The following is a 15,410-nucleotide window of genomic DNA, read 5'->3' as shown; positions in this document are numbered from 1 at the left end:
GTGCTGCCGGTCCGCGGGCGGTGTCTCCCGGCGCGGCGCCGTCGCCTGCGGGGGCCCGGCCGTCACCGCCGAGGGTGCGGCGCAGGACCTCCTCGCCCGCCACTGCGGCGGCGAGCGCGGTACCGGCCGCGGCCCAGCGCAGCGCGGTACGGCGGCCCACCCCGGGCGGGTGCGGCCCCCCGGGTGGCGGCTGGCTCTCTGCGTCGTTCTCGCGGCCCATACGGCGTCCCCCCGGACGGCTGTGCTCCAGCTGACGCTCAGCAGCCTAGGCAGCGGAGGGGGGCGGTGCCGCGGTTTGCCGGGAACCGCCCGTGGGGCTCGGGGGCGGCCGGCCGGCGTCCGCCCCCTCGCGGGCGCGCACCCCGCTCCCGGCGCGCGCGGGCGGGCGCCCCGCGGACGCCGGGGAGCGTGCGGTACGGCGCCGACGGCACTGCTCCGGCGCGGGGTCCACGGCGCACGCCGTGCCGCGTCCCCTGACGCACGCCGTACCGCGCCCCCTGACGCAAGCCGTCCCGTGCGCCCGGGACGGCGCACGGGACGGGGCCTGGCACCCGGCCGGCACCGGGTGGTCGGTCGCGCGGTGTCAGTCGCGCGGGGCGGCCGCGGTGGAGCCGCGGACCACCAGCTCGGGCTGGAACATGAACTCGGCGCGCTGCGCCGGGTTGCCGCCGACCTCCTCCAGCAGGGCGTCCACCGCCGCGGTGGCCATGGCCTCCACGGGCTTGCGGATGGTGGTGAGCGGCGGCTCGGTGAAGGCGATCAGCGGCGAGTCGTCGAAGCCGACCACCGAGACGTCCTGCGGCACACTGAGCCCCCGCTGCCGCACCGCGCGGATGGCACCCAGCGCCATCATGTCGCTGGCGCAGACGATCGCGGTGCAGCCCTTGTCCAGCAGCGCCCCCGCGGCGGCGTGGCCGCCCTCCACGCTGAAGAGGGTGTGCTGCACCGCGGACTCGGCCTGCTCGGGGGACTGCCCCAGCAGCTCCTGCAGGGCCGCCGTGAAGCCCTCCACCTTGCGCAGCGCCGGGACGTACCGGCGCTGGCCGACGGCCAGGCCGATCCGCTCGTGGCCCAGCTCCACCAGGTGCTGGACGGCCATCCGCATGGCCGCCCGGTCGTCGGGGGAGACGAAGGGCGCCGAGATGCGGTCGCTGTAGCCGTCGATCAGCACGAACGGCACCTGCCGGCCGGTCAGCTTGGCGTACCGGTCGTGGTCGGCGGTGGTGTCGGCGTGCAGCCCGGAGACGAAGACGATGCCGGACACCCCGCGCTCCACCAGCATCTCCACCAGTTCGTCCTCGGTGGAGCCACCCGGGGTCTGGGTGCACAGCACGGGCGTGTACCCGTGCCGGCTCAGCACCTGCTCGATGACCTGCGCGAACGCCGGGAAGATCGGGTTGTTGAGCTCCGGGGTGACCAGCCCGATCAGCCCGGCGCTGCGCTGCCGCAGCCGGGTCGGCCGTTCGTAGCCGAGCACGTCGAGTGCCGCGAGCACCGTCTGCCTGGTCGCAGCCGATACCCCTGCCTTGCCGTTGAGAACGCGGGAGACGGTGGCTTCGCTAACCCCCGCCTGCACCGCGATGTCCGCCAGTCGCGCCGTAGTCACAGCTCCCGAGCCTATTGCACCCATGTCAGACGGCCCACCAAACGGCACTGTCCGTCGGCAGCAGGATCTCACCGTCGAGCAGCGGGGCGTCGCCGGAGGCCAGCAGCAGACGGCCCGGGGCGGGGATGCGGACCGGCTCGGCCGCCAGGTTCACGGTGCAGACGAAGGAGCCGTCGGCGGCGTCGCGGCGGAAGGCCAGCACGCCCTCGGGGAGGCCGTCCAGCCAGGTCACCGAGTCGCCCGCGCCCAGCGCGGGGTGCTCGCGGCGGATGGCCAGGGCGCTGCGGTACAGCTCCAGGGTGGACGCCGGGTCGCCGGTCTGCGCCTCGACCGACAGCGCGGCCCACTCGGCGGGCTGCGGCAGCCAGCTGGAGGCGCCCTCGGGGCCGAAGCCGTACGGGGCCTCGCTGCCGGACCACGGCAGCGGCACCCGGCAGCCGTCGCGGAAGCCGTCCTGGCCCGCGGCCCGGAAGAAGGCCGGGTCCTGGCGGACCTCGTCCGGCAGGTCGGTGACCTCCGGCAGGCCGAGCTCCTCGCCCTGGTAGACGTAGGCGGAGCCGGGCAGCGCCAGCATCAGCAGCGAGGCGGCGCGGCCGCGCCGCTGGGCGGCCTCGGCGTCGGCGCCCTCGGCGGCCAGGCGGGTGACATGGCGGACCACGTCGTGGTTGGAGAGCACCCAGGTGGTGGGGGCGTCGACCGGGCGCATGGCGTCCAGCGAGAGGTCGATGACCCGGCGCAGCTCCGCGGCGTCCCAGGGGGTGTTGAGGTACTGGAAGTTGAAGGCCTGGTGCAGTTCGTCGGCGCGGACGTAGTTGGCGGTGCGGGCGACGGTGGGGGTCCAGGCCTCGGCGACGGCGATCCGCTGGCCGGGGTACTCGTCCAGGATCCGCCGCCAGGTGCGGTAGATCTCGTGGACGCCGTCCTGGTCGAAGAACGGCAGGACGTCGTTGCCCAGCAGCTTCAGCTGGTCGTGGGAGCCCATGTCGGGCAGGCCCGCCTCCTTGACCAGGCCGTGGGCGACGTCGATCCGGAAGCCGTCGACGCCCATGTCCAGCCAGAACCGCAGGATGGAGCGGAACTCGTCGGCGACCGCCGGGTTCTCCCAGTTGAAGTCGGGCTGCTCGGGGGCGAAGAGGTGCAGGTACCAGTCGCCCGGGGTGCCGTCGGGGTTCTCGGTGCGGGTCCAGGCGGGGCCGCCGAAGATGGACTCCCAGTCGTTGGGCGGCAGTTCGCCGTCCTCGCCCTTGCCGGGGCGGAAGTGGTACCGCTCCCGCAGCGGCGAGCCGGGGCCCTCGCGCAGTGCCCGCTTGAACCACTCGTGCTGGTCGGAGGAGTGGTTGGGCACCAGGTCGACGATGACGCGCAGGCCGAGCCCGTGGGCGTCGCGGATCAGCGCGTCGGCGTCGTGCAGGGTGCCGAACATGGGGTCGATGGCGCGGTAGTCGGCCACGTCGTAGCCGGCGTCGGCCTGCGGGGAGGCGTAGAACGGCGAGAGCCAGACGGCGTCCACGCCGAGGTCGCGCAGGTACGGGAGGCGGCTGCGGATGCCGGGGAGGTCGCCCATGCCGTCGCCGTTGGAGTCCGCGAAACTGCGCGGGTACACCTGGTAGATGACCGCGTCCCGCCACCAGCCTCTGGGCTTGCCGGCGGGCTCGGCAGCGGCACCGGTGCGGGTGTCGCGGGCGGGGGCGTCGACAGCGTGCCGAGCGAGATCGGCCAGGTGCTGGGTCATGGGATCCCTTGGATACGAGAGAGCGGGGTAGCGGGTGCCGTGCTGCGGCGGGAACGTCAGCCCTTGGTTCCACCGGCCGTCAGGCCGGCGACCAGGTGCTTCTGGACCAGGTAGAAGACGATCGCGGCGGGGATGGCGATCAGGACCGAGGTCGCCGCCATGTAGTTCCACTGCGAGTTGAACTGGCTGATGTAGGTCTGCAGACCCACCGAGAGCGTGTACTTCCCCTCGGAGAGCATGAAGTGCGAGGCGTAGGCGACCTCGCCCCAGGCGGTGATGAAGGTGTAGAAGGCCGCGACCGAGAGGCCGGGCTTGGCCAGCGGCACGATCAGCCGCCAGAAGGTGCCGAAGGGGGTGAGGCCGTCGATCTGGCCCGCTTCGTCGATCTCCACCGGGATGGTGTCGAAGTAGCCCTTGAGCAGCCAGGCGGAGTAGGGCACCGCAGTGGTGCAGTAGATGAGGATGAGGCCGCCGTAGGTGTCCAGCAGGCCCAGGCTCGCCATGATCTTGTACAGCGGCACCATGAGCACCGCCACCGGGAACATCTGGGTGAGCAGGAAGCTGTACATCAGGGTGCCGTGGCCGGGGAAGCGCATCCGGGAGACGGCGTAGCCGGCGCTGGCGGCGATCAGGACACCCACCAGCATGGTGCCGAGACCGACGATCACCGAGTTCATCAGCCATGTGAGGAAACCGGTGTGGTGGATCACATAGCTGTAGTTGGACAGCGTCGCCTTGCCGAGGATCCGGCTTGCGTGCTGGTAGTCGAACTCACCCGGCCCCAGGGAGATGTACAGGATCCAGGCGACCGGGAAGGCCGCGATGAAGGCGGCCACGCCGAGGACGCTGTGCAGGCCCAGCGAGGCCGCCCTGCTGCGCTCGCCGCGCAGCTGCGGACGGCGGGCGGGGCGGGTGGCCGTGCCGGGGGTCTCGGGCCGGACTGCGGTGGTGGTCATGGAGTCTCCTGCGGTGCGCTCGATGCCGGTGCTCATGCCCGGACCGCCTCGTTACGGGCCTGCCAGCGGCGGTAGAAGCCCGTGAAGACCACGAGCAGCGAGAGGCAGATGATGCCCACGGCCGCCGAGCCGGCGTAGTCCTGCGGCTGCTGGCCGAAGAAGAGCTTGTACGCGTAGGTCACCAGGATCTGCACGCCGTCGCTGTTGCTGCCGCCGAACAGCAGGTAGATGACGTTGAACTGGTTGAAGGTCCAGATGATGCCGAGCAGGATGACGGTGCTGCTGACCGGGCGCAGACCGGGAAGGGTCACCTGGGTGAAGCGCTGCCAGGGCGTGGCGCCGTCGACCTCGGCGGCCTCGTAGAGCTCGCTGGGGATGGCCTGCAGTCCGCCGAGCATCGAGACCATCATGAAGGGGACACCGACCCAGAGGTTCACCGCGATGGCGGCGACCTGCTGTGCGAAGGGGTCGCTCAGCCAGGCCGGCTCGGGCAGGTGCAGCGCACCGAGCAGGGTGTTGACGCCGCCGCCGTCGGAGAGCAGCAGACGCCAGGCGAAGACGGTGACGAAGGTCGGCACCGCCCACGGGAGGATGAGCAGCAGGCGGTAGAGGGAGCGGCCGCGCATCTTGCGGTTGAGCAGGACGGCCAGCACCAGTCCGGTGCCGTAGGTCAGCGCGACGCAGACCACGGTCCAGACGATGGTCCAGATGAAGTGCGGCCAGAACTGGTTGTCCGGGCCGGTGAGGATGTCGATGTAGTTCTTCAGCCCCACCCAGGAGTAGCTGTCCGGGATGTGGTTGACGCCGATGGTCCGGCCCACGTTGAGGCTGTTGGCGTTGGTGAACGTCAGCAGGATGCCTCGGACGAGCGGGTACCCGACGAGGAGGCCGAGCACCACGACGACGGGGGCCACCATGGCCCAGGCGTACCAGTACTGGTCGAACGAGCGCCGCAGTCGGCCGACCAGGCCGGCGCGGGGCTCTCGGTCTCGGCGCTTCTTCGGGGCCTCGGCCTCGACGGCGACGGTCATTCTGACACCTCTTCACACGGGTTCATACTTGGTCCGGGAGTCGCCACCCGGTCGGAGTGCGGAGCACGGCTGCAGCCGGCCGGCCGCCTCCCGTCAGGGGGAAGGCAGCCGGCCGGCCGGCGGATCACTGGGTGGCGTAGTCCGAGAGCAGCTTCTTGCTCTGGATGGAGACGTTGCCCAGACCCTTCGCCGTGTCCTCCTGGCCGGTCAGGATCTTGGTGAGGTCCGTCTGGAACAGGCCGTACAGCGAGCTGTACTCCGGGAGGGCCGGACGCGGCACACCCGCGGAGAGGATGGTCTGGAAGCCCGCGATGCCCGGGTTGGCGGTCACCTCGGAGGTGTACGCGTCGCTGCGGGTGGGCAGGGTCGCGTTCTTGGTGGCGATGGTGACCTGCGACTTCGCCGAAGTGAGGAAAGCGATCAGCTTCTCGGCGGCGGCCTGGTGGGCGGCGTCGGAGCCGGCGTAGGCGACCAGGTTGTGGCCACCGATGGGGGCGCCGGCCTTGCCGGTGGAGCCGGCCGGGACGGCCGCGATGCCGAGGTTGGCCTTGTCGGAGAAGGCGGAGCCCTTGAAGACGTTGGTGGTCTCCCACGGGCCCTGGATGATCGAGGCGACCTTGCCGGTCTCGAAGGCGTCCATGATGTTGGCGTAGCCGTTGGCCGTGGTGTCCAGCTTGGCCACGCCGGGGGCCTTCAGCAGGTCCTTGAGGGTGTCGATGCCCTTCACGGCGGCCGGCGAGTTGACGCTGATCTTCTTGTTGGCGGCGTCCACCATGTCGGTGCCCTCGCCGTAGAGGAAGGGCATCGCGTAGTAGGAGGCGGGGTTGAAGGCGAAGCCGTCGACGCCGGCCTTCTTCTTCACCAGCGCGGCGTCGGCCTTGAGCTCGTCCCAGCTCTTGGGGGCCGCGGTGATGCCGGCCTTGGCGAACAGCGCCTTGTTGTACATGAAGCCGAGGGTGTCGGTGACCTCGGGGACTCCGTACAGGTGGCCGCTGTACTTGGCCTGCTCGATCAGCTGCGACTCGAAGGCAGAGGTGTCCGCGGCGGCGGGGGTGCCGTCCAGCGGGACGAGGAAGCCGGCCTTGGCAAAACCCGGGGTCCAGCCGACGTCGGAGCGCAGCACGTCCGGGGCGCCCTTGCTGCCCGCAGCGGTCTGGAACTTGGTCTGGGCGTCGGCGAAGGGAACGCTGACGTACTTGACCTTGATGGTCGGGTTGGCCTTCTCAAAATCTGCGACGAGAGCCTTGTAAGTGGGGGCCTCGTTGGTGGCGTCCGAAGTGTCCCACCAGGTGATGGTCACCGGTCCGGCGCTCTTGGCCGACTTGTCGGAACCGCTGCTGCCGCAGGCCGCCATCGAGACCGCGAGGGCCGCGACAAGGACGGAGGCCGCTATGCCACGCCGCATGTGAACTCCTTTGAAGGGGTGCCCGAGATGGTGGAGGACGGCGCATAATGGCTGTCCCGGGGCCGACTGCGCCATCGCAGCCGTCGGGCTCGGGGAGGAACGTAACAGCGGCTCGAGCCGTTCGGAAAGGCCTTGCAGCAACTTTCTGCAAGCTCATTCAATCGTTACGCCTGCGTGTCCTGCCGGTTGCGGGAACGCGATCACGCCACCTCGGCGCTTCCTTGACAGCCGTCGGCCACCCCACTGTCATGAGAGCTGCTGCCGCCCCGACCCCGGACGGCAGGCCGCAGAAGTCGCTCAGGAGGCGAAGGTGGCGTACTACCGGACCGTCGGCACGGTGCCGCCCAAAAGGCACACCCAGTTCCGCCGCGACGACGGAGGGCTCTACTTCGAGGAGCTGATGGGCGAGGAGGGCTTCACCTCCGACTCGTCGCTGCTCTACCACCGCCACATCCCCTCGGCCATGGTCGACAGCAGGGTGTGGCCGCTCACGGAGGCCAAACAGGAGCCCAACCATCCGCTGAAGCCGTTCCACTTCCGGCTGCACGACCTCTTCCCCGGGGAGGGCTGGCGGCAGGCCGACCCGGTGACCGACCGCCGGGTGGTGCTGGGCAACGCCGACGTACGGATCGCCTATGTGGCCGCCGGGCGCCCGTCCCCGCTCTACCGCAACGCCATCGGCGACGAGTGCGTCTATGTGGAGTCGGGCACCGGCCGGGTGGACACCGTCTTCGGCTCCCTGGAGGTCGGCGAGGGCGACTACGTCGTCCTCCCCCGCGCCACCACCCACCGCTGGGTACCCGCCGGCGACGCCCCGCTGCGGCTCTACGCCGTGGAGGCCAACAGCCACATCACCCCGCCCAGGCGCTATCTCTCCCGCTTCGGGCAGCTGCTGGAGCACGCCCCCTACTGCGAGCGCGACCTGCGCGGCCCCACCGCCCCGCTGCTGGAGGACGGCGAGGACGTCGAGGTGTACGTCAAGCACCGGGCGCCGGGCGGCGACGGCGTGGTCGGCACCGTCCTCACCGTGCCGCAGCACCCCTTCGACGTGGTGGGCTGGGACGGCTGTCTCTACCCGTACGCCTTCAGCATCCGTGACTACGAGCCGATCACCGGACGCGTCCACCAGCCGCCGCCGCAGCACCAGGTCTTCGAGGGCACCGGCTTTGTGATCTGCAACTTCGTTCCGCGCAAGGTGGACTACCACCCGTTGGCCATCCCCGTCCCCTACTACCACTCCAACGTGGACAGCGACGAGGTGATGTTCTACTGCGGCGGGGACTACGAGGCCCGCAAGGGCTCCGGCATCGGCCAGGGCTCGGTCTCGCTGCACCCGGGCGGCCACACCCACGGCCCGCAGCCGGGCGCGTACGAGCGGAGCATCGGCGCGGAGTTCTTCGACGAGCTGGCGGTCATGGTGGACACCTTCCGCCCGCTGGAGGTCGCCGAGGGCGGCCGGGCCTGCGATGACGGCCGCTACGCCTGGACTTGGAGCGGACGCGGCCCCCAGGGCCCGCTGGAGATGCCCGGCGGTGCGGGGTGAGCGCCGCCCGCAGCTGGGTACCGGTGCCCGACGGTTCGCCCTTCCCGGTGCAGAACCTGCCGTACGGGGTGTTCAGCCCGCCCGGCGGCGCGCCCCGGGTCGGGGTGGCCATCGGCGACCGGGTGCTGGACATCTCGGCGGTCTGGGCGGGCACCCCGCTGGGCGCCGACCTGGCCACCGGCTCGCTCAACCGCTTTCTGCGGCGCGGGCGCGGCGAGTGGGCCTACGTCCGGCGCCGGCTCACCGACCTGCTCACCGGGGACGGGCAGCGGCGGCTGGTGGAGACCAATCTGCACCCCCTGGAGCGGGTGACGCTGCACCTGCCGTTCGAGGTCGCCGACTATGTGGACTTCTACGCCTCCGAGGCGCACGCCACCAACCTCGGCCGGATCTTCCGTCCCGACGGGGAGGCGCTGCTGCCCAACTGGCGGCGGCTTCCGGTCGGCTACCACGGGCGCGCGGGGACGGTGGTCGTCTCCGGGACGCCGGTGCGCAGGCCCAGCGGGCAGCGGCTGGGGCCGGGCGGCGAGCCGGTCTTCGGGCCCACCGGCCGTCTGGACATCGAGGCCGAGGTGGGCTTTGTGGTGGGCGCCCCCTCGCAGCTCGGCGAACCGGTGCCGACCGGCGCGTTCGCCGACCACGTCTTCGGCGTGGTCCTGGTCAACGACTGGAGCGCCCGCGACATCCAGGCCTGGGAGTACCAGCCGCTGGGGCCGTTCCTCGGCAAGTCCTTCGCCACCTCCGTCTCGCCCTGGGTGGTGCCGCTGGAGGCGCTGGAGCACGCCCGGGTGGCGGTGCCCCCGCAGGACCCGGCTCCGCTTCCCTATCTGGAGGAGAAGGAGCCCTGGGGGCTGGACCTGGGGCTGGAGGTCAGGCTCAACGGAGCGGTGGTCTCCCGTCCGCCCTTCCGCACCACCTACTGGTCGCCCGCGCAGATGCTCGCCCATATGACGGTGAACGGCGCCTCGCTGCGGACCGGCGACCTCTATGCCTCCGGCACCGTGTCCGGGCCGCTGCCGGGCGAGCGGGGCTCGCTGATTGAGCTCACCTGGAACGGCCGTGAGCCGCTGCGGCTGCCCGACGGCGACGAGCGGGCCTTCCTCGCCGACGGGGACACCGTCAGCATGACCGCCACCGCGCCGGGCGCGGACGGCATCCGGATCGGCTTCGGCGAGGTGAGCGGCACGGTACTGCCCTGACGCCGGGCACGCCCGCGGGTCCGGGCTGCGCACCCCGCGGGGGCGCGGTCCGGACCCGCGGCCGGGTCAGGCCTCACCCACCGGGCGGTCGCCGATGTGCCGGCCCAGCGCCCGGCCGTAGCGCCGGGAGAGCTCCGGCATCAGGGTGCCGCCCTCGGCGGGGCGTTCCAGGCCGAAGACATAGCCGGGGAAGTCCAGCTCCCGCTGCACCTCCCAGATGGCCTGGTGCTCGGACGGCGGGAGGATCCGGGCCGGGTCCCCGACCGCGACCCAGCCGATGGGGACCGTGGCGTCGGCCGGCAGCACGGTCCGCAGCTGGACCACCGCGTCCACCCGGACCTCCGCGCGGGGGCCGATGGAGGCGCCGTTGAACACCCGGCACCCGGTGGCGAGGAAGACGTCCTCCGCCACGGCGCAGCCGGCCAGCGAGGCGCCGGGGCCCACCAGGACGTGGCGGCCCAGCCAGAGCGGGTCCCGGGCGGTGCCGCGCAGCACCGCGTTCTCCATGACGATGCAGCCCTCGCTCAGTTCCACCGGGCCGCCCTCCGCGGTGAGCACCGCGCCGAACAGCACCCGGCAGCCGGGGCCCACGCGGACGTCGCCGCTGAGGGTCGCGGTGGGTGCCACATAGGCGGTGGGGTGGACGGTCGGTACCAGGCCTTCGTGTTCCAGGAGCATGTACCGATCATGCAGGACGGCCGTGCGGCGGCGCAGCCCGCCCCCGGGTGGCGGGGCGGACTGCGCCGGTCTGCTCAGGTTTGCGCTATTTCGGTCAGTTGTTGACGTTGATGGTGAAGGTGGAGGTGGTGTTGCGGATGTCGACGGCGTTGTCGCTCAGCTTCAGACCGTTGAAGGTCACCGAGCCGACCGCCGGGCCCTGTCCGGACTCGGGCATCTCGTTGGCCCAGAGGCCGAAGCCGGACTTGGCGTCGTAGGCGTCGCCGCTCCTGTGGGCACCGCTGATGGAGATGTTGGTGAAGACGGTGTCCTTGATGGGGTTCTGCGGCTGGCCGCCCGAGTAGTTGGTCTGGAACATGATGCCGCTGTAGGTCGGGTCGACGATGTCGGTGTCGCTGACCCTGATCCCCTGGAACACCTTGGAGGCGGAGAAGAGCCAGATGCCGGGGAAGGTCTGACCGTTCCAGAAGTGCCCGCCCGCACGGACGATGGAGATGTTCTGGAAGTTGGTCGGGTCGGTGCCGAAGCCGTTCATCGGGTAGCCGAAGTCCAGCGAGCTGATGGTGATGCCGGAGTACACGAGGGTGTCCGCGATGTAGATGTTGCGGAAGGTGTTGGCGTAGCCGCCGTAGACGGCCACCCCGGCGGCCCGCCAGGTCAGCAGCGAGGTGAGGTTCTCGTAGAGGTTGTTCTTCTCGTCGGCGCCACCGGCGTCGATGGCGGAGAAGAGGGCGAAGCTGTCGTCACCGGTGGCCCGGGACTCGTTGTTGACGACGTGGTTGTCGGTGGAGCCGTTGGTCATGTTGACGCCGTCCGCGAAGGTGTCGCGGATACGGGAGTTGCTGATGGTGACGCCGTCGGTGTTGGCGCCCCAGTAGAGGCAGACGGTGTGCTCGTTCCAGATGTCGTCGATGGTGACGCCGGAGATGTTGGAGAAGTCGAAGACCTTGCCCGGCCCGTCGATGCGGGAGGTGTAGTTGCCGAAGAAGGAGAAGTGGGCGAAGGTCGAGCCCGCCGCGGTGGAGTCGGCGCGGAAGCCCGCGTCGGTGTTCTCCTGGCCGGCCGGGGTGTGGAAGCGGGTGAACCAGGGTCCGGCGCCGACCACCTTGATGGCCTTGCCGTAGACCTGGAACTTGCTGGAGGTGTCGTAGTCGCCCGCGGGCAGGTAGACGCCGACCAGCTTGCCGGTGGTGTCCATCCGTACCTTGTCCAGGGCGTTCTGCACGTCCTGCTGGGTGAATCCGGCCGGGACGGTGTAGGTCGCCGGGTCGGGGTTGTCCAGCTGGGTGGCCTGCTCCAGGTTGATGAAGTCGATGGCGTAGGTGGTGGAGTTGGCGGCGTCCTTCTGCAGCCTGATGGTGGATCCGGCGGGGACGGTGGTGCCCAGCAGCAGATTGGCCTCGTCGTAGATGTGGCGCGGGCCGCCGGCGCTCGGGGAGTTCCCGGGCGAGGTCTCGCTGCCGTACAGCCAGGCGTACCTGGAGGTGAGGCTGATCGGCTTCAGCAGGGTGCCGTTGACATAGACGTCCAGGGTGGAGTCGATGCCGCCGCCGCCCGGCGCGTCCGGGATGGAGTAGCGCACGACCAGGGTGTTGGTGCTGGCCCTGGTGGTGAACTCCACCGAGCTGCCGGTGGTGTTGAGGGTGACGGCCTTGCGGCCGGAGGCCTCTCCGGCGAGGTCGCCGATGGTGCGGTTGGGTCCGACGACCGCCGCGCCGCCGGCCAGCCGGCCGTCCTCGGCCTCGTAGCTGTCGTACGGCATGTTGGCGCCGCGGCCGACGAAGAACGGCTGGGTGGTGGTGTTGTTGGCCTGCTTGACCGGCAGTTCGTTGGCGTCGGTGGCGATCACCGTCTTGACGCTGTACTTGCCGTTGACCGCGGTCCAGGTGCCCAGGGTGACCGGGGCGGTGGTGGCGCCGGGGGCGATGCTGCCGCTGTAGGAGCCGGTGAGGGTGCGGACGACCGTGCCGCCGGCGGTGTCGGTGAGGGTCAGGGTGATGCCGTGGGCCCCGGCGGCCGAGGCCACCGTGCCCTGGTTCTTCAGGGCCACGCTGAAGGTGACGGTGTTGCCGCTCGCGGGGTTGCCGGGCGACCAGCCGACCGGGGAGGCGATCAGGTCGGAGGTGTCCACCGGCTTGACCACCAGCGGGGACGCGGCGGTGAAGGTGTTGTTGGTGTCGTTCTGCTCGATGACCTTGCCGCCCTCGTCCACGGTGGCGCTCAGCGGGTAGCTGCCCGCGTCACGGGTGCCGATGGAGGCGGAGACGGTGGTGGAGGCCCCGGCGGCCAGGGCGCCGACCGGTGCGGTGGCCACGGCGGTGCCGTTGAGGTGGAAGGTGACGGTGCTGGCGGGGGCGTCGGCGTTGCCGATGTTCCGGACGGTCGCGCTCAGGGTGACGGAGTCGCTCTCCACCGGCGCGGCCGGGGAGGCGGTGAGCGCGGTGACGGTGAGGTCGGGGTTGGGCGCGGAGGTGCCGATCAGCTGGATCTCGGCGACCTGGCCGCCGGGCGCCCCGCTGTTGCTGTTGATCTTCAACTGGACGGCGGCGGACCGGGTGCTGACCGGGATGGTCACCGTGTTGGCGCCGGACGCCGGGTTGAAGGTGTAGTCCTTGGCCGCCACCAGGCTGGTGAAGGCGGTGGCGCCCTGGTCGCGGCCGAGCACCTCGATGTTCTGGGTGCGGGTGCCCCAGGCGCTGTCCGGGTTGAGCTTCAGCACCACCGAGGAGAGGTCGGCGTTGGCGCCCAGGTCCACGGTGAGCGTGCCCGGGAAACCGCTGCTCTCCCAGTAGGTCGTGGTGTCGTTGTCGTCGGCGTTGGCCGCCACATAGGTGAAGGTCGAGGAGGAGGCGGTGACGGGCTTGCCCACGGCCAGGTTGGAGCCGCCGCCCGTGGTAAAGCCGTTGCGGGTGACGGTGTTGCTGCTGCCGGACTCGTTGCCCGCCGCGTCCTTGGCCCGTACGTAGTACGACACCGTGGCGCTGTCCGGCTGGCTGTCGGTGTACGTGGTGACGGTCCCGGCCACGCTGCCGCGCAGGACGTTGTTGGCGTAGACGTCGTAGTCGGTGACGCCGGTGTTGTCGGTGGAGGCCGTCCAGGTCAGCTTGACCTGGCCGCTGGCGGGCTGGGTGTACGCCAGGTTGGACGGGGCGGTCGGCGCCTGGGTGTCCCCGGTGGCACCCTGGCGGGTGACGGTGTTGCTGTTGCCCGACTGGTTGCCCGCCGCGTCCCTGGCCCGCACGTAGTACGACACCGTGGCGCTGTCCGGCTGGCTGTCGGTGTACGTGGTGACCGTGCCGCCGACGCTCGCCCGCAGGGTGCCGTTGGCGTAGATGTCGTAGCCGGTGACGCCGGTGTTGTCGGTGGAGGCGTTCCAGGTCAGTGCGATCTGACCGGACGTCGGCTGGGTGTACGCCAGCTGGGAGGGGGCCGTCGGCGCCTGGGTGTCCCCGGTGGCCGGGCCGTAGATCTCCAGCTGGGAGAGCTGGGCCGCGGGCCAGCCGGTGTTGGCGGTGACGTTCAGCCGCAGATAGCGCAGGGTCGCGGCGCCGAAGGAGATGGTGACGGTGTTGCCCGAGGCCGGGTCGAAGACATAGGCCGCGGAGGCCACGATGTCGGTGAAGTTGGTGCCGTCGGTGGAGCCCCGGACGCTGAGCGTCTGGGTGCGCTTCTCCCAGCCGGCGGGGAGCTTCAGCACCACCTTGGCCACGGCCAGGGAGGCACCCAGGTCGGCCTGGATCCACTGCGGGAAGGCGTTGTTGGCGGACTCCCAGTAGGTGGCCTGGTCACCGTCGTTGGCGTTGCCCGGGGTGTACGGGGAGGAGGAGGACCCGGCGGTCAGCACGGCGGTCCCGGCCAGGTCGGTCGTGGAGCCGGCGGCTCCGTAGACCTCCAGCTCGGAGAGCTGGGCGGCGGGCCAGCCGGTGTTGCCGGTGACGGTGACCCGGACGTAGCGGGTGTTGGCGGCGGGGAAGGCGATCCGCACGGTGTTGTTGGCGGCGGGGTCGAAGACGTACCCCTGGGAACCGGCCAGGGTGGCGAAGGTGGTGCCGTCCGCGCTGCTCTGCACGGCGAGGGTCTGGGTGCGGCTGCCCCAGTTGGCCGTCGGGAGCTTGAGCACCACCTGGCCGACGGACTGGGTGCTGCCCAGGTCGACCTGTGCCCACTGCGGGAAGCTGTTGTTGGCGGACTCCCAGTAGGTGGACTGGTTGCCGTCGACCAGCGCGCCGGCCGGGTTGGAGCCGTTGGTGCTGCTCACCGCGACGGTTCTGCCCGCCGCCAGGTTGGAGGGGCCCGCGGCGAAGGCGGGCGGGGCCACCGGTCCGGCCAGCAGCATCAGTGCTGTGGCCAGGAGCGCCGCGAGCATCCGCGGCACCAGTCGTCTGAATCGCATCGTCGTCCTCTGTCTCGTCCTGGAGAGGTGTCTCGTCCTGGGGGCAGGGTGGGACCGCCGCCCGGCGCCGGGTCGGTTCCGGGCGCCGGGCGGCGGCGATCAGGGGAGGGTCAGGAGCTGTACGCCTGCAGTTCGGAGAGCTGGGCCGCGGGCCAGCCGGTGTTGGCGGTGAAGGTCAGCCGCAGATAGCGGGCGGACGCCGGGGTGAAGCTCACCGTCGCGGTGTTGCCGGTGGCCGGGTCGAAGGAGTGCCCGGCCGACGCCGAAAGGGTGCTCCAGGAGGAGCCGTCGGTCGAGCCCTGCACCTGGAAGGTCTCGGTACGGGCGGCCCAGGCGGTGGCCGGCGGAAGCTTCAGCACCAGCCGCCCGACACTCTGACTGCTGCCGAGATCGACCTGGATCCACTGCGGGAAGGCGTTGTTGGCCGACTCCCAGTAGCTGCTCGCGTCGCCGTCCACCGCGTTGCCCGGCCCGTAGTTCTGACTGGTGCCGGAGGCGGTCGCCGGACGGCCCTGGGCGAGGTTGCCGGAGGGCGGGGTGGTGCTGGGCGGCGGGGTGGTGGAGCCGCCGTCGGCGTAGGCCTGGAGCTCGGAGAGCTGGGCTGCGGGCCAGCCGGTGTTGGCGGTGAAGGTCAGCTTGAGATAGCGGGCGGACGCCGGGGTGAAGCTCACCGTCGCGGTGTTGCCGGTGGCCGGGTCGAAGGAGTGCCCGGCCGACGCCGAAAGGGTGCTCCAGGAGGAGCCGTCGGTGGAGCCCTGCACCTGGAAGGTCTCGGTACGGGCGGCCCAGGCGGTGGCCGGTGGAAGCTTCAGCACCAGCCGGTTCACCTGGGAGGCGCAGCCGAGGTCGACCTGGATCCACTGCGGG

At 71.1% G+C, this 15,410-nt stretch carries 11 protein-coding genes; 2 read left to right on the top strand and 9 right to left on the bottom strand.

Features of this window, described 5'->3' with window-relative positions; all coding sequences use genetic code 11:
* From AOK09_RS05370 to AOK09_RS05345, 6 genes are all read right to left on the bottom strand, one after another.
* On the bottom strand, positions 1–220 hold a 220-nt coding region (locus AOK09_RS05370), incomplete at its 3' end, for a hypothetical protein (RefSeq protein WP_407675347.1).
* A gap of 363 nt (positions 221–583) precedes the next feature.
* Positions 584–1,630, bottom strand: coding sequence for a LacI family DNA-binding transcriptional regulator (locus AOK09_RS05365; RefSeq protein ID WP_055585957.1), 1,047 nt, complete (start codon positions 1,628–1,630; stop codon positions 584–586).
* A gap of 1 nt (position 1,631) precedes the next feature.
* On the bottom strand, positions 1,632–3,338 hold the full coding sequence (locus tag AOK09_RS05360) for a glycoside hydrolase family 13 protein (protein WP_055585956.1): 1,707 nt from the start codon (positions 3,336–3,338) through the stop codon (positions 1,632–1,634).
* 56 nt (positions 3,339–3,394) lie between these two features.
* Positions 3,395–4,294, bottom strand: a complete 900-nt coding sequence (locus tag AOK09_RS05355; RefSeq protein WP_055585958.1) for a sugar ABC transporter permease — start codon at positions 4,292–4,294, stop codon at positions 3,395–3,397.
* Between the two features lie 32 nt (positions 4,295–4,326).
* Positions 4,327–5,325 (bottom strand): carbohydrate ABC transporter permease, encoded by a 999-nt coding sequence (locus tag AOK09_RS05350; RefSeq protein ID WP_055585955.1) that lies wholly within the window; start codon positions 5,323–5,325, stop codon positions 4,327–4,329.
* Between the two features lie 124 nt (positions 5,326–5,449).
* Positions 5,450–6,730 carry an extracellular solute-binding protein gene (locus AOK09_RS05345; RefSeq protein WP_055585954.1) on the bottom strand — a complete coding sequence of 427 codons (1,281 nt, stop codon included), beginning with the start codon at positions 6,728–6,730 and terminating at the stop codon, positions 5,450–5,452.
* A 310-nt stretch (positions 6,731–7,040) separates the two neighbouring features.
* Here AOK09_RS05345 and AOK09_RS05340 point away from each other — a divergent pair, with 310 nt between their 5' ends.
* Both AOK09_RS05340 and fahA read left to right on the top strand, forming a co-directional pair.
* Positions 7,041–8,273 carry a homogentisate 1,2-dioxygenase gene (locus AOK09_RS05340; RefSeq protein ID WP_055585953.1) on the top strand — a complete coding sequence of 411 codons (1,233 nt, stop codon included), beginning with the start codon at positions 7,041–7,043 and terminating at the stop codon, positions 8,271–8,273.
* Positions 8,270–9,472, top strand: a complete 1,203-nt coding sequence (gene fahA / locus AOK09_RS05335; RefSeq protein ID WP_055585952.1) for a fumarylacetoacetase — start codon at positions 8,270–8,272, stop codon at positions 9,470–9,472. The genes AOK09_RS05340 and fahA overlap by 4 nt, the downstream gene beginning before the upstream one ends.
* A gap of 66 nt (positions 9,473–9,538) precedes the next feature.
* Here fahA and AOK09_RS05330 read toward each other — a convergent pair whose 3' ends face one another.
* The 3 genes from AOK09_RS05330 to AOK09_RS05320 all read right to left on the bottom strand — a co-directional run.
* On the bottom strand, positions 9,539–10,150 hold the full coding sequence (locus tag AOK09_RS05330) for a gamma carbonic anhydrase family protein (RefSeq protein ID WP_055585951.1): 612 nt from the start codon (positions 10,148–10,150) through the stop codon (positions 9,539–9,541).
* A 94-nt stretch (positions 10,151–10,244) separates the two neighbouring features.
* A complete protein-coding gene (locus AOK09_RS05325; RefSeq protein ID WP_055585950.1) occupies positions 10,245–14,543 on the bottom strand; it encodes a discoidin domain-containing protein in 4,299 nt (1,432 codons plus the stop codon).
* 110 nt (positions 14,544–14,653) lie between these two features.
* On the bottom strand, positions 14,654–15,410 hold a 757-nt coding region (locus AOK09_RS05320; RefSeq protein ID WP_169796992.1), incomplete at its 5' end, for a discoidin domain-containing protein.

This window comes from Peterkaempfera griseoplana, assembly GCF_001418575.1.
Taxonomy (GTDB): domain Bacteria; phylum Actinomycetota; class Actinomycetes; order Streptomycetales; family Streptomycetaceae; genus Peterkaempfera; species Peterkaempfera griseoplana.
Note: the sequence above shows the minus strand (reverse complement) of the source record. Positions and strands in the feature narration are given on the sequence as shown.

What these genes read in the sequence shown, in the direction of transcription:
- AOK09_RS05365 (WP_055585957.1), bottom strand. Translation starts at nt 1,630, where the DNA reads ATGGGTGCAATAGGCTCGGGAGCTGTGACTACGGCGCGACTGGCGGAC.
- AOK09_RS05360 (WP_055585956.1), bottom strand. Translation starts at nt 3,338, where the DNA reads ATGACCCAGCACCTGGCCGATCTCGCTCGGCACGCTGTCGACGCCCCC.
- AOK09_RS05355 (WP_055585958.1), bottom strand. Translation starts at nt 4,294, where the DNA reads ATGACCACCACCGCAGTCCGGCCCGAGACCCCCGGCACGGCCACCCGC.
- AOK09_RS05350 (WP_055585955.1), bottom strand. Translation starts at nt 5,325, where the DNA reads ATGACCGTCGCCGTCGAGGCCGAGGCCCCGAAGAAGCGCCGAGACCGA.
- AOK09_RS05345 (WP_055585954.1), bottom strand. Translation starts at nt 6,730, where the DNA reads ATGCGGCGTGGCATAGCGGCCTCCGTCCTTGTCGCGGCCCTCGCGGTC.
- AOK09_RS05330 (WP_055585951.1), bottom strand. Translation starts at nt 10,150, where the DNA reads ATGCTCCTGGAACACGAAGGCCTGGTACCGACCGTCCACCCCACCGCC.
- AOK09_RS05325 (WP_055585950.1), bottom strand. Translation starts at nt 14,543, where the DNA reads ATGCGATTCAGACGACTGGTGCCGCGGATGCTCGCGGCGCTCCTGGCC.